The sequence below is a fragment of the Nocardia beijingensis NBRC 16342 genome (genome assembly GCF_001612785.1).
Taxonomy (GTDB): domain Bacteria; phylum Actinomycetota; class Actinomycetes; order Mycobacteriales; family Mycobacteriaceae; genus Nocardia; species Nocardia beijingensis.
Map to the genome: position 1 here is coordinate 21,301 of NZ_BDBC01000010.1, position 13,886 is coordinate 35,186.

General features: G+C 69.2%; 13 protein-coding genes. 1 reads left to right on the plus strand and 12 read right to left on the minus strand.

From position 1 onward, the window contains the following. Window positions 1–6: 6 nt before the first annotated feature. The 9 genes from NB3_RS05395 to NB3_RS05435 form a co-directional block, all read right to left on the minus strand. Window positions 7–1,200: a glycosyltransferase family 4 protein gene (locus tag NB3_RS05395; protein WP_084485909.1), complete on the minus strand. Its 1,194-nt coding sequence runs from the start codon at window positions 1,198–1,200 to the stop codon at window positions 7–9. A 334-nt stretch (window positions 1,201–1,534) separates the two neighbouring features. Then, window positions 1,535–3,061 (minus strand): PstS family phosphate ABC transporter substrate-binding protein, encoded by a 1,527-nt coding sequence (locus tag NB3_RS05400; RefSeq protein WP_067797413.1) that lies wholly within the window; start codon window positions 3,059–3,061, stop codon window positions 1,535–1,537. 100 nt (window positions 3,062–3,161) lie between these two features. Further along, window positions 3,162–4,223, minus strand: a complete 1,062-nt coding sequence (locus tag NB3_RS05405) for a PHP domain-containing protein (RefSeq protein ID WP_244891777.1) — start codon at window positions 4,221–4,223, stop codon at window positions 3,162–3,164. A gap of 4 nt (window positions 4,224–4,227) precedes the next feature. Further along, window positions 4,228–4,809: a dihydrofolate reductase family protein gene (locus NB3_RS05410; protein WP_067797417.1), complete on the minus strand. Its 582-nt coding sequence runs from the start codon at window positions 4,807–4,809 to the stop codon at window positions 4,228–4,230. A gap of 65 nt (window positions 4,810–4,874) precedes the next feature. Further along, window positions 4,875–5,735, minus strand: coding sequence for a bifunctional DNA-formamidopyrimidine glycosylase/DNA-(apurinic or apyrimidinic site) lyase (gene mutM / locus NB3_RS05415; protein WP_067797420.1), 861 nt, complete (start codon window positions 5,733–5,735; stop codon window positions 4,875–4,877). 1 nt (window position 5,736) lies between these two features. Beyond that, entirely contained in the window at window positions 5,737–6,450 is a 714-nt protein-coding gene (gene rnc, locus NB3_RS05420; RefSeq protein ID WP_067797422.1) for a ribonuclease III, read from the minus strand. Window positions 6,451–6,472: 22 nt separating this feature from the next. Next, entirely contained in the window at window positions 6,473–6,655 is a 183-nt protein-coding gene (rpmF, locus tag NB3_RS05425) for a 50S ribosomal protein L32 (RefSeq protein WP_039799574.1), read from the minus strand. A 53-nt stretch (window positions 6,656–6,708) separates the two neighbouring features. Beyond that, window positions 6,709–7,338: a YceD family protein gene (locus tag NB3_RS05430; RefSeq protein WP_084485911.1), complete on the minus strand. Its 630-nt coding sequence runs from the start codon at window positions 7,336–7,338 to the stop codon at window positions 6,709–6,711. A 97-nt stretch (window positions 7,339–7,435) separates the two neighbouring features. After that, window positions 7,436–8,182 (minus strand): DivIVA domain-containing protein, encoded by a 747-nt coding sequence (locus NB3_RS05435; protein WP_067797428.1) that lies wholly within the window; start codon window positions 8,180–8,182, stop codon window positions 7,436–7,438. A 385-nt stretch (window positions 8,183–8,567) separates the two neighbouring features. On the opposite strand from NB3_RS05435, the gene NB3_RS05440 reads away from it, so the two are divergent. Then, the gene (locus tag NB3_RS05440; RefSeq protein ID WP_084485818.1) at window positions 8,568–9,086 is read left to right on the plus strand and encodes a GtrA family protein; all 519 of its coding nucleotides are present in this window, start codon (window positions 8,568–8,570) and stop codon (window positions 9,084–9,086) included. A 16-nt stretch (window positions 9,087–9,102) separates the two neighbouring features. Here NB3_RS05440 and coaD read toward each other — a convergent pair whose 3' ends face one another. Genes coaD through NB3_RS05455 form a run of 3 tightly spaced genes read right to left on the minus strand, consistent with a single transcriptional unit; the run spans window position 9,103 to window position 13,606 of the window. Beyond that, window positions 9,103–9,588: a pantetheine-phosphate adenylyltransferase gene (gene coaD, locus NB3_RS05445; protein WP_067797431.1), complete on the minus strand. Its 486-nt coding sequence runs from the start codon at window positions 9,586–9,588 to the stop codon at window positions 9,103–9,105. Between the two features lie 53 nt (window positions 9,589–9,641). Beyond that, window positions 9,642–10,205, minus strand: a complete 564-nt coding sequence (gene rsmD, locus NB3_RS05450) for a 16S rRNA (guanine(966)-N(2))-methyltransferase RsmD (protein ID WP_067797434.1) — start codon at window positions 10,203–10,205, stop codon at window positions 9,642–9,644. Further along, complete coding sequence (locus tag NB3_RS05455) at window positions 10,202–13,606, minus strand: pyruvate carboxylase (RefSeq protein WP_067797437.1); 3,405 nt, start codon at window positions 13,604–13,606, stop codon at window positions 10,202–10,204. The genes rsmD and NB3_RS05455 overlap by 4 nt, the downstream gene beginning before the upstream one ends. Between the last annotated feature and the right edge of the window lie 280 nt (window positions 13,607–13,886).

The window sequence follows — 13,886 nt, forward strand, 5'->3', positions numbered from 1 at the left end:
AATCGGTCACGCCAAGCCGCTCGCCGCGATCCGGATCGGCGAACCGGCCACCGGGGCGTCGAGCGGCGTTGCCACGGGCGCGGTGGTGACCAGCGGCGCGGCGCCGGAGCGGTGCTTGGAGCGCAGCACCCGGCGGTACACCTGCTCGTAGCCGAAGCCGAGCGTGTCGGAGCCGAACTTGGCCTGCACGTGCGCCCGGCAGGCGTAGGGATCCATCGCCCCGACCTCTTCGATGGCCGAGGGCAATTCGGCGGGATCCTCGCAGATGCGGCCGGTCACGCCGTCGACGATCACCTCGGACACCGCCCCGCCGCGCAGCGCGACCACCGGCGTGCCACAGACCATGGATTCGATCATCACCATGCCGAACGGTTCCTCCCAGCGAATCGGGAACAACAGGCAACGCGCGTTCGCAAGCAGCTTACGCTTGGCCGTCGCGTCGGCGAGCCCGAACACGTGATCGTTTTCCGTCAACAGCGGCCGCACCTTCTCCTCGAAATAGGCCAGCTCGGGCCGCTCGCTGCACTTGCCGGCCAGCACCAGCGGGATGCCTGCGGCGTGCGCGGCTTCCAGCGCCAGATGCGGAGCCTTGCATTCGTTGAACCGGCCGAGGAACAGCGCGTAGTCGTCCTTCTCCACGCGGAACGGCCAATCGTCGACGTGCAACGCGTTGTGCACCCGCCCGGACCAATTGAGACCCCGCGCGAGTTCGCGCTGGCGGTCGCTGATCGCCACCAAGGCGACCTCGTCGCCCAGATCCTGGTAATAGCGGTAGATGTCGTCCTCCACCGGCCCGTGGACGGTCAGCACCGTCGGCAGACCCATGTTCTGGAAGACGGTCGCGTTCAGCGGCCCGGCGAAGGTGTGGTCGTGCACCAGGTCCACACCCGAAGTGGCCACGAGCTTCTCGATCGCGCGACGCACCCGCAACGCGTGCACCACCTCGGGGAACGGCTCTCCGAGACGTTCGGGCAGCGCTCGGTCCCACACCGGCACGAACTTGGCCTTCGTCCCCGGCTCCCCCGCGCCCAACAACGTCACGTCGTGGCCGCGGGCCACCAGCGCGTCGACGAGATCGGCCACCACGGCCTCGACACCGCCGTATGCCTTGGGCGGGACGTCGAAGTACGGCGGCACGACCATCGCGATGCGAAACGGGCCGCTGGAACGATCTGTCGACAAGTAGTCGGACGACGGCATCTCCAGATCGGACGACGCCTGCGCGGAAATCGGCACGGAAAGCGCGCTCATGACCCTCCTTCCAGGGACAACCAAGTAGCACTCGCATTCACCCAGCACTCGGAGTACCGGGCGCCGAACTGAACTAAGTGGCCGCCGCGGCGGAGGTGAAGACCTAGCTGCACCGCCGTCCATGGGGCTTGGTTGGCCTGGTCACGCCTGCGGCATGATCAGGGGGGCCGAGTGGGAGGTACCTCAGCGGGTGTCGTTCAAACCAAACAGTTCGGGAAAAATCCGGGCCCCCAGCGTTCGTTCGGCTACCGATGGGTAGTCCGGTGGCCCCCGCGTTACCGGGTCACTGATCCGGCAGGCAGCGACCAGGATCGGGCAGGTCGGCGCACGGTGTGTTGCCGTGAGCGCGCAGCACCTCTTTGCCGGTCCTATCGGTGAGGAAGTGCAGGAAACTCGCGGCCAGCGAACCACCGGGCAACTCGCCGTTACTGTAGGCGTACTCGACGCCCCAGAAGGGATAGGCGCGCCGCACGGCGGCGTCCCTGCTCGCGCCGACGCCATCGATCGCGATGGCGGGCAGGCCCGCGGCGACGGCCTCGGTGAACTCGGAATAGCCGATGGCTCCCGGTATTTCCGCCACCGCCTTGCGCATGTCGGCGGTGACCTGGACCTCGCACTGCGCGGGCGCGGTGGTGACCGTGCCCTTCAGTGCCGTGCAGCTCACGTGCGGGCGCTCCGGCTGCGTCCCGTCGAGCAGTCTGCGTTCGAAGATGGTCCGCGTTCCCGAGCCGGGTATCCGGTTGACCAGCACCACCGGCAGGTCGGGACCGCCCACCTCGCGCCAGTTGCCGATCCTGCCCCGGTAGAGATCCCGGATCTGCGCGAGGCCGAGATCGCGAACGCCGACGCCGGGATGCGCGATCACGGTGAACAGCGACAACGCCAACGGCCGGTGCACCAGCGCCGGATAGCCGCCGCCCTTGGGGCCGTCGGTGATGGCGAGCAAGCCCGAATTGCCCGCCCCTTCCTCGGCGAGCCGGTCCAGTCCGCGCTCCGAGCCCTCGAAGCCGTAGGCGAATTCCGCACCGGTGCAACTCTTCCGGTATTGCTCGGCGGCGTCTTCGATGACCTGGGCGAACGCCGTCGACCCGAGCACGGTCAGTTCGCCGGAGGCGCAGTCGAGCGGCGTCGGCGACGGCTCCAGCGCGGCCACCACCAGTTGGACGACGATCACCAGCACCAGGAACACGGTGAGCGCGACCATCATCAGGGGAACGCCGGTGCGGCTGCGGGTCTCGGTGATCCGCCCGCCTTTGATGCCGCCGCGCAGCACCGGCTGCGGGTACTCGCCCACGCCCTCCGAACGCTGCAGGATCGCCAGGATCTTGTAGTGATCGCCGGGGGCGAGCGGCACCTTCGGCAGATCGATCACGCCGATGTGGCCGCCGGTGTCCTCGCGCACCGCGATGCCGGAATCGGCGTCGAGGTTGTCGGCCAAGGCGGGATCGCTGAGTTCGTTCACCGCCATGCCGATCACGCGGCGCTGCGGAAACCGCAGGTGCAAACCGATCCGCGCGGCTTCCGGCGCCTTGTAGTCATGGCTGTCGATGGTCGTGATGCCGCTGTTCTCGACACGCACCAGAACGACCGAGATGTCCTTCAGATCCGGGCTCGCGCCGTCGATCGAGGGGCGCAGCTGCGGCAGCACACCGGGGAACACCGATTCGATCTCACCGGTGACCGGCGTGTCCATCTGCACCCGGTAGCCGAGGCGTCTGCGGCCCGCGAGGACGAACTCCCACAGGAACGCGGCGATGGGCACCGCGATACCGATGAGCGCGAGCACGATCTCGAGCGGAAAGTCGCCCACCAGTCGATCCCCCCAGCAATCCGTGTGGCCCTTATTCTCGGCGGCAACAGCCTTCCGGCACAGGCGAAGTCGCAGTGTTCGGCAACAGTTAACCCGACGGTCACGCTTGCGCGCGAGTCCAGGCCAGCAGATCCGCCAGCGGCCAGGTGTTGATCACCCGTTCCGGCGCGACGCCGTTCGCGAGCGCGCGCTCACAACCGTACCCTTGCCAGTCGAGCTGTCCGGGCGCGTGCGCGTCGGTGTCGATCGAGAAGTGACAACCCATCTCCGCGGCCAGGCGCAGCAATCGCGAAGGCGGATCGAGTCGTTCGGGCCTGCTGTTGATCTCCACGGCGGTGCCGTAGGTGCGGCACGCCTCGAACACCACCTCGGCGTCGAACGTGGATTCCGGCCTGGTGCCGCGTCCTCCCGTGACCAGGCGGCCGGTGCAGTGGCCGAGCACATCGACGTTCGGGTCGGCGACCGCGTACGCCATGCGCTTGGTCATGGTCGCGCTGTCGTCGCGCAGCCGCGAGTGCACGCTGGCCACCACGATGTCCAGCCGGGCCAGCAGATCCGACCGCTGGTCGAGGCCGCCGTCGTCGAGGATGTCCACCTCGATGCCGGTGAGGATGCGGAACGGCGCCATCCGCTCGTTGAGTTCGGCGACCACGTCCAGTTGCCTGCGCAACCGGTCGGCGGACAGGCCGTTGGCCACGGTCAGGCGCGGGGAATGGTCGGTCAGGGCGCAGTACTCGTGCCCGAGCGCGGCCGCGACCCGCATCATCTCCTCGATCGGGCTGCCGCCGTCGGACCAGTTCGAGTGGGTGTGCAGATCGCCGCGCAATCGTTCGCGCAACGGCTTGCCCGGCGCCCCGATCGGCTGCGCCGCCGCCCGCAACTCGGCCAGGTACCGCGGCACCACGCCCGCGTACGCCTGCTCGATGACGGCGGCGGTCTTGGGTCCGATGCCAGCGAGCTCGGTCCAGGTGCCCGTGGCCCGGCGCGCCGCACGCTCGTCGGCGGACAATACCGCGACGACGTCGGCGGCGCGCCGGTAGGCCTTCACCCGATGCGTCTCGGCCCTGGAGCGCTCCAGCCAGAAGCCGATCTCACGCAGCGCCGCCTCCGGACCGGGCACCGCGGCGCCGTCCGGTATCCCGCTCGGTTCCTGGCCGGGCACCGGGTCAGTGCACCCGGCTGTATTTGACGAAGGCCACCCCGTCTTCGAACACCGTGCTGGTGATCACCCGGAACTTGGCCGGTTCCGGCAGCCGCGACCCCGCGCCGAACAGCGCGCGGCCGCTGCCGAGCACGATCGGGTAGAGCTTGAGGAAGATCTGGTCGATCTCCGGCAGCAGCGCCTGCGCCAGCTCACCGCCGCCGCACAGCCAGATGCCGAGCCCGCTTTCCCGCTTCAGCGCACGAACCCGCTCGACCGGGTTCTCGGCGATCAGCTCGACGGCCGGATCGGGACTCTCCGGCAGCGTGGTCGAGACCACGAATTGCCGCAGATGCGCGTAGGGCGTCGAGGTGCCGGTGCGGACGCCGAAATCGTGCGTCTTGCGACCCATCAGCACCGTGTCGAAGTAGCGATTGCGCTCCTCCAACCCGATCGCCTCACGCACCTTGGTGGGCAGCGTCTCGGGGTACTGCGCGTTGATCGAGGGGCCGTGGTCGCCGCCGACCGGGAAGAAATCGACCGAGCCGTCCTCGGTGGCGATGAAACCGTCGATGGTCGACGCGACGTAATAGGTGAGCTTGCGCATGCTTCCCTTCCTCACGGTCGGCTGACAATTCCGAACCGCCCTGAGGAAACGGTAGCTCGCCCGCGCTAACGACGACGAGGCTTCGGCTGGCAGCGCGGGCAGGAGTAGGAGGAGCGGTTCATGAACCGCTCGCGGATGATCGGCGCACCACACCGGCGACACGGCTCGTGCTCCCGACCGTATACGGCGAGGGAGCGTTCGAAGTAGCCCGACTGGCCGTTGACATTCACATACAGCGCGTCGAACGACGTGCCGCCCGCGGCGAGCGCTTCGCCCATCACGGCCGCGACTTCGGCGAGCAACCCGCGCACCGCGGGCCTGGACAGCCCCGACGCGGGCCGACCACCGTGGATCCGGGCACGCCACAGCGCCTCGTCGGCGTAGATGTTGCCGATGCCGGAGACGACGCCTTGATCGAGCAGCACCCGTTTGATCTCGCTCTGCTTGCCCCGGATCACGGCGACCACGGACTCGACGTCGAACCGCGGATCCAGCGGATCGCGGGCGATGTGCGCGACGGGCTCCGGCACCAGGGTGCCGTCCACCTCGACCAGCGGCGCGAGCGTCCAACCACCGAACGTGCGCTGGTCGACGAAACGCAACTGGGTGCCGTCGCCGAGGGTGGCGCGGATGTGGGCGTGCTTCTCCAGCGGCGCGTCGGCGGGCTGCACCAGCATCTGGCCGCTCATGCCGAGATGCACGACCAGGGCCGCTTCCGGATCGTCGAAGGTGAGCCAGAGGAATTTGCCACGCCGCTCGGCCGAGGCGACCTTCAGGCCGGTCAGCCGCGCGGCGAGATCGGCGGCGCCTTCGAGATGGCGGCGCACCGAGCGGGGATGGGTGATCGCCACCGATTCGATGATCCGGCCGACCACGTGCTCGGCGAGCCCGCGCCGCACGACCTCGACCTCGGGAAGTTCGGGCACGTCAGGTTTCGGCGGTCAGCGCCTCGTAGGCGGCCCCCGCGGCCTTCTGCTCGGCTTCCTTCTTCGACCGGCCCACGCCCTGCCCGTAGGCCCGGCCGCCGATCACCGTGGTGGCGGTGAACTCCTTGTCGTGGTCCGGCCCGGTCGAGGTGATCTCGTAACTGGGCACGCCGAGACCACGCTCGGCGGTGAGCTCCTGCAGGCTGGTCTTCCAGTCCAGGCCCGCGCCCATCCTCGGCCCGCGCTCGAGCAGCTCGGCGAACAGGCGCAGCACCACGGAACGAGCCACCTCGATGCCGTGCTCGAGATGCACGGCGCCGAGCAACGACTCCATGCCGTCGGCGAGGATGCTCTCCTTGTCCCGGCCGCCGGTGAGTTCCTCACCTTTGCCGAGCAGCAGGTGGGCGCCGAGCCCGCCCTCGCCGAGGCCGCGGGCGACCTCGGCCAGCGCGCGCATGTTCACCACGCTCGCGCGCAGTTTGGCCAGCTCACCCTCGGTCTTCGAGGGATGCTCGTGATACAGCCGTTCGGTGATGCTCAGCCCGAGCACGGAGTCGCCGAGGAACTCGAGACGCTCGTTCGTCGGCAGGCCGCCGTTCTCGTACGCGTAGGAACGATGGGTCAGTGCGAGACGCAGCAGATCCGGCTGCAGGTCGACGCCCAACGCGGCGAGAAGGCTCGCGTGTTCACCGGACGAGTCGGGTTCGTCGGTCACGTCGCTACGACAGGTCGGACGGTCAGACCGCCGCCGTGACCTGGCGGCCCTTGTAGGTGCCGCAGGACGGGCAGGCGATGTGCGGCAGGGTCTTCTCGCCGCAGGCGCGGTTCGGGCAGGTGATCAGGGTCGGCGCGGCGGCCTTCCACTGGCTGCGCCGCGACCTGGTGTTGGAACGGGACATCCGGCGCTTGGGAACGGCCACGACTACTTCTCCTCTGTCTAATTGCTCTGCCGGTTACGGCTGATCGGTCTTGCTCAGCGGTCTCGGTCGGCCGCACCCTCGTCGGGGCTGCCGGTGCCGGGCGATCCGGAGGCGAACTTAGCCAGTCCGGCCCAGCGAGGGTCAAGTATCTCATGCCGGTGGTCGGATCCCGCAATCGCCATCCGCACGCCGCATTCCGGGCACAATCCCGCGCAATCCGGGGTGCACAGCGGCTGCAACGGCAGCTCCAGACCGATGGCGTCGATCACCACCGGCTCCAGATCGATGAGGTCGTCCTCCATGCGATAGACCTCGTCGTCCTCGGTGGTCTGCTCGGTGGTGCTGTCGGGGTAGGCGAACAGCTCGGTCACCTGGAGGGTGACGGCATCGGTGAACGGCTCCAGGCAGCGCGAGCACTCCCCTTCGAGCGGCGCCGAGACCGTCCCGGTGACCAGCACACCCTCGGACACCGCCTGCAACTGCAGGTCGAACTCCACCTGCGCGCCGAGGGGAACCCCGATCAGATCCAGACCGATCCGCTCCTCGGTGGTGACGGTGCGGCGCAGCTCGCGCATGGTCCCCGGCCTGCGGCCGAGGCTGCGGGTGTCCAGCACGAAACCCGCGTCCGGCGAGCGGCGCTTGGCCGACTTGGGACGCGAGGCGGAACCGGAACCGGCGGACATCACGAACTCACTCACGATCGATGGGTTATGGGCAACCACTCAACAATACGCGATGACGCGGCGCTCACCCAAACGCATGCCACCTCGTCCAACGCCGCTACCTGCGGAATTCGGACGCGTAGTCCGGTGCGCCCGCCCCGCTGCGCAGCTGATGGCGGCCCCGGCCGACCGTGCGCAGCGTGCTGGTCAGCGTCTCCTCGAAATCGGCGAGCCTGGAGTCGACGTAGTGGTCGCATTCCTCGCGCAGGCGATCCGCCTCGGCGTGCGCGGCGTCGATCACCCTGGCCGATTCGGCGTGCGCGGCGCGGACCACCTCGGTCTGCGTGACCAGCCGCTCCTGTTCGGCGAGCCCGTCGGCGACGGAGCGGTCATAGGCGGCCTTGCCCGCCTCGATCATGCGCTCCGACTCCACTCGCGCCCGCCCGGTCACCGCCTCGTACTCGGCGTTGCCGTCGGCAACCACCCGATCGGCCTCCTCCTGGGCGGAGGCGACCAGGCGATCGGCATGCGCGCTCGCCTCGGCGACCATCCGGTCGGCGTGTGCCTTGGCGTCGGCGAGGATGCGATCGGCTTCCTCGCGCGCCGAGCTGATGGTGCGCTCGGCCTGCTCGTTCGCCCCGGTCACGGCGGTCTCCGCCGCGGTCCTGGCATCGGAGACGATCTTGTCGCGGTGGTCGAGCACGTCCTGGGCGTCGTCGAGTTCACCGGGCAGCGCGTCGCGGACGTCGTCGAGTAGTTCGAGCACGTCGCCGCGCGGCACGATGCAGCTGCGGGTCGGGGGGATGCCGCGCGCCTCTTCGACGATGGCGACCAGTTCGTCGAGCGCTTCGAATACGCGATACATGCTCACTACCCTCCTGCGGACTCACGGCGAAACTCTCCGCCCGAAGCCCAGTGTGCCCGCCGTCACCGCTCGTGCCGAGTCACTATCCGGTGTGTCGTGCAGGTGTCTCGCACGCCACAGAAATCAAGTGGAGACCGCCTCTCCGCTTCGTGTTACATTTTTCTGGAAGGTCTACCGAGATCTTCAGCACCTACCGCGGTCCCCGGATCGCGGCAAAGAAAGCCGGAGGTATGGACAACCCGCCGTCGAATGTTGACAGGCGCCGACACGTCAGCCAGTGCCGAATAAGGGCGACGAACGGAACCTGCCAAGAATCGACGGGGGAAGCCGAGCGAGCACCATCGCCGTTGTCCCCGCCGAGGGCTCGTGTTCGATCGGAAAGACGATGACCCTACTGGAACTGCCGCGACCCGGAGGAGTAAGCGCCGCCAGCTTCTTCGTGCCCTGGGCCGGTCCCTATCCGGCACTGCCGACGACGTCGGTGGCGGCCGGATTCGGCCGGCTCGCCCGGTATCTGCGCGGTGATCGCGCCTTCGCCCAGCTGATCCGCTTCGCGCTGGTCGGCGGCTCCAGCAACATCGCGTACGTCCTGTTGTTCTTCGCCATGCACGGCGTCGGACCGCTGATCGCCAACGTCGTCGGCTCGATCGTCAGCACCATGATCGCCAACGAGCTGCACCGCCAGCTCACCTTCCACGCGGCCGAACGAGTCGGGTGGTTCACCGCCCAATGGGAAGGCGGCGGGCTCGCGCTGGTCGGACTCGGCGTCAGCACGGCGGCGCTGGCCGCGTTGGGCTTGTGGGCTCCCGGGCTGGGCGATGCCGCTCAGGCCGTTGCCATCCTGGCGATCACCGCCGCGGTCGGCGGCATGCGCTTCCTGGCCCTCCGCGGTTTGGTGTTCTGAACCGCCGCTGCGGACGTCAGCTCTTTCGTTCGGCCAAGCGGTCGAGGAGGCGCTTGTGGACCGACGGGGGCAGCATGTCGGCGACGTCGCCGCCGTAGGTGGCGACCTCCTTGACCAGTGAGCTGGACAGGAAGCTGAAGGAGGGGTTGGTGGCGATGAAGAAGGTGTCCACCCCGGAGAGCTTCTTGTTCATCTGCGCCATCTGCAGTTCGTAACCGAAGTCGCCTGCGTCGCGCAGGCCCTTCACGATCGCGGTGATGCCCTGCTCGCGGGCGAAGTCCACCAGCAGACCCTGCCACGACTCCACCCGGACGTTGCCCAGGTGCGCGGTCGACTCGCGCAGCATCTCCATGCGCTCATCGACGGTGAACATGCCCTGCTTCTTCGGGTTGATCATGACGGTGATGACGACCTCGTCGAACTGGGCCGCCGCCCGGGTGAAGACGTCGAGGTGTCCGTAGGTCACGGGGTCGAACGACCCTGGGCACAGTGCTCCAGCCATGAGGCGACGCTAGCAGGACCCACGCCGCCCGGCACAAGTGGCCGCACCCGTTCCTATTCGTCCGGATCGAACTCGGCCAGCTCGATGCGGGTTTCGCCGTACCGCCGCGACTTGGCCGGGACGAAGCCTGCGGGCCAGGGTGTTTCGGGCGAACGCGCCGAACGCTCCAGCACGACCAGCGCACCGGGACGCAGCCAACCGCGCTCGGCCAGCGCGCTCAGGTCGGCCAGCACCGCGGCGTTGTCCACCGCGTAGGGCGGGTCGGAGAAGACCAGGTCGACGTCACCCGCCCCGCCCAGTTGCAGCACGCTCGCCACCGTGGCGACGCGCAATTCGGCGCCGGTCAGCCCGAGGTCGGCGATATTGCCGCGCACCACGGCCGCCGCCTTGCGGTCGGATTCCACGAGCAGCGCGTGCTCGGCGCCGCGCGAGAGCGCCTCCAAGCCGAGCGCGCCGGAACCCGCGTACAGGTCGAGCACCCGCGCGCCCGCGAAATCCAGCCGGGCGTCCAACGCGCTGAACAGCGCTTCCCGGACACGGTCGGAAGTCGGGCGGGTGCCGGACGGCGGCACCCGCAGGCGCCGTCCGCCCGCCGTCCCCGCGACGATCCGCGTCATCCGGCCGACGACTCCCGTACCGCCAGTTCGATGAGCAGGTCACCGCCTTCGACCTGCTGCACGGCGCCGATGGCGACGCGGCCGACGATGCCTGCGCGCGGCGCGGTGATCGCGGCTTCCATCTTCATGGCCTCGATGGTGCCGATGGTGTCGCCCGCCGCGACCGAATCGCCCTCGGACACCGCGAGAGTGACGACACCGGCGAACGGCGCCGCGACATGACCCGGGTTGGCCTTGTCGGCCTTCTCCGCCGCCGGGATCTCGCTGGCGATCGACCGGTCGCGCACCGACACCGGTCGCAGCTGCCCGTTGAGGATGCACATCACCGTGCGCATGCCGCGCTCGTCGGGCTCGGAGATCGCTTCCAGGCCGATGAGCAGGGTGACGCCCTTCTCCAGCTGCACCCGGTGTTCCTCACCGCGGCGCAGGCCGTAGAAGAACTGGTTGGCCGACAACCCGGAGGTGTCGCCGTACTTCTCGCGGTGGGCGAGGAATTCGGCCGTCGGGCCGGGGAACAGCAACCGGTTCAACGTCGCCCGCCGCTCCTCGGAGGTGCCTGCGAGGCCCTTCTCGTCCGCGGGCGTCAACGGGGTTTCCGGCTTGGCCGCGCCGCGCCCGGCCAGCGCCTTGGTGCGGAACGGTTCGGGCCAGCCACCGGCGGGTGTGCCCAGTTCGCCGCGCAGGAACCCGATCACCGAATCCGGGATGTCGTAGCGGCCGGGGTCTGCGGCGAAGTCCTCGACGTCGACGCCGGTGCCGACCAGCGCCAGCGCCAGGTCGCCGACGACCTTGGAGGACGGGGTGACCTTCACCAAGCGGCCGAGCAGCCGGTCCGCGGCGGCGTACTTCGCCTCGACCTCCTCGAACCGGTCGCCCAGCCCGAGCGCGATGGCCTGCTGGCGCAGGTTGGACAACTGCCCGCCCGGGATCTCGTGGGTGTAGACGCGGCCGGTGGGCGCGGGCAGACCGGACTCGAACGGCGCGTACACCTTCCGCAGCGCCTCCCAGTACGGTTCCAGGTCGCACACGTTCTGCAGGTTCAACCCCGTGTCGTACTCGCTGTGCGCGGCCGCGGCGACGATCGCCGACAACGCGGGCTGGCTGGTGGTGCCCGCCATCGCGGCACTCGCGCCGTCGACGGCGTCGGCTCCGGCCTGCCACGCGGCCAAGTAGGTGGCCAGCTGCCCGCCGGGGGTGTCGTGGGTGTGCACATGCACCGGCAGATCGAAATTGCTGCGCAACGCGGTGACCAGCTTGGTCGCCGCCGGGGCGCGCAGCAGTCCGGCCATGTCCTTGATCGCCAGCACGTGGGCGCCTGCGTCCACGATCTGCTCGGCCAGCTTCAGGTAGTAGTCGAGGGTGTAGAGCGACTCGTCCGGATTCGCCAGGTCTCCGGTGTAGCTGATCGCGACCTCCGCGATCGCGGTGCCGGTCTCGCGGACCGCGTCGATGGCCGGGCGCATCTGATCGACGTTGTTGAGCGCGTCGAAGATACGGAAGATGTCGATGCCCGTCGCGGTCGCCTCCGAGACGAACGCGCGGGTCACCGCCTCCGGGTACGGGGTGTAGCCGACGGTGTTGCGGCCGCGCAGCAGCATCTGCAGACAGATGTTCGGGATCGCCTCCCGCAACGCCGCCAGCCGCTCCCACGGGTCCTCGTACAGGAACCGCAACCCCACGTCATAGGTCGCCCCGCCCCAGCACTCCACCGAGAGCAGCTCCGGCGTCAACCGCGCCACATGCCCCGCCACACCCAGCAAACCGTTGGTGCGCACCCGGGTGGCCAGCAGCGATTGGTGCGCGTCGCGGAAGGTGGTGTCGGTGACGCCGACCGCCTTCTGCTCGCGCAACGCCCGCGCGAAACCCTCCGGCCCCAGCCGCAGCAGCCGCTGGCGGGAGCCGTCCGGCGGCGGCACGCTCAGATCGATCGCGGGCAGCTTGTCGTGCGGGTACACCGTGGTCGGCCGCTCGCCGTGCGGCTTGTTCACCGTGACGTCGGCCAGGTAGTCGAGGATCTTGGTGCCGCGGTCGGCGGACCGGCGCAGGGTCAGCAGCTGCGGCCGCTCGTCGATGAACGAGGTGGTGACCCGCCCCGCCCTGAAGTCGGGATCGTCCAGCACCGCGAGCAGGAACGGGATATTGGTGGCCACGCCGCGAATCCGGAACTCCGCCAGCGCCCGGCTCGCCCGCGCCACCGCGGCGCCGAAGTCACGCCCCCGGCAGGTGAGCTTGACCAGCATGGAGTCGAAGTAGGCGCCGATCTCGGCGCCCAGGTTCGCGCCGCCGTCCAGGCGGATGCCCGCGCCGCCCGGCGTGCGGTACGCGGTGATGCGGCCGGTGTCGGGGCGGAACCCGTTGGCCGGGTCCTCGGTGGTGATCCGGCACTGCAAGGCCGCGCCCCTGATCGTCACGGCGTCCTGGCTCAGACCCAGTTGTTCGAGTGTCTCGCCCGCGGCGATGCGCAGCTGCGACTGCACCAGGTCGACGTCGGTGATCTCCTCGGTCACCGTGTGCTCCACCTGGATGCGCGGGTTCATCTCGATGAAGACATGGTTGCCGCGCTCGTCCAACAGGAATTCCACGGTGCCCGCGCACGAGTAGCCGATCTGCCGGGCGAAGGCGACCGCGTCGGCGCAGATCCGTTCCCGTAGTGCCGGGTCCAGATTCGGCGCGGGCGCAAGTTCGATCACCTTCTGATGCCTGCGCTGCACCGAACAGTCCCGCTCGAAGAGGTGCATCACATTCCCGTGCTGATCAGCCAGGATCTGCACCTCGATGTGGCGCGGGTTCACCACCGCCTGCTCCAGGAACACCGTCGGGTCGCCGAACGCCGACTCCGCCTCCCGCGAGGCCGCCTCGATCGACTCGCGCAGCTGTTCGGGCGCGGCGACCCGGCGCATTCCGCGCCCGCCGCCACCGGCGACCGCCTTGACGAAGATGGGGTAATCCAGCTCCCGCGCCGCCGCCAGCAACTCCTCCACGTCCGACGACGGTGCGCTCGAACGCAACACCGGCAGCCCGGCCGCCTTCGCCGCCTCGATCGCCCGCGCCTTGTTACCCGCCAGTTCGAGCACTTCGGCCGAGGGGCCGATGAAGGTGATGCCCTCCCGCGCGCACGCCGCCGCCAGATCCGGGTTCTCCGACAGGAACCCGTAGCCCGGGTAGATCGCGTCCGCGCCCGCCGACTTGGCCGCCTCGATGATCGCCTCGATCGACAGGTAGGCCCGCACCGGATGGCCGGGCTCGCCGATCTGGTACGACTCCGCCGCCTTCAACCTATGGACCGAATTCCGGTCCTCGTAGGGGAACACGGCGACCGTCCCGATGCCGAGTTCGTAGGCCGCGCGGAAGGCGCGGATGGCGATCTCGCCACGGTTGGCAACCAAGACTTTCGAGAACATTGACCTAAGGTACCCGCCCACGTGAACCGCACCGACACGGAATCCCCCTTCGCAAACCTCTTCACAAGACCGACTAGCACCGTTGCGAAGTTGCGTTCACCGGGCCGTCACATGGGCGCCGCGGCAGCAACCGATGTGCTGCCCCGAGGCCGGGAGCGGCGCCGGGGAGCCGAGGGCGTCGGCCGCCGGACAGCTGTCCGATGGCCGGACCCGGTATCGCGCCGCGCCTCCCCGACGGGCGTCGGCGCCTGCGGACCAGGCGAACCAGGCGAACGACGAG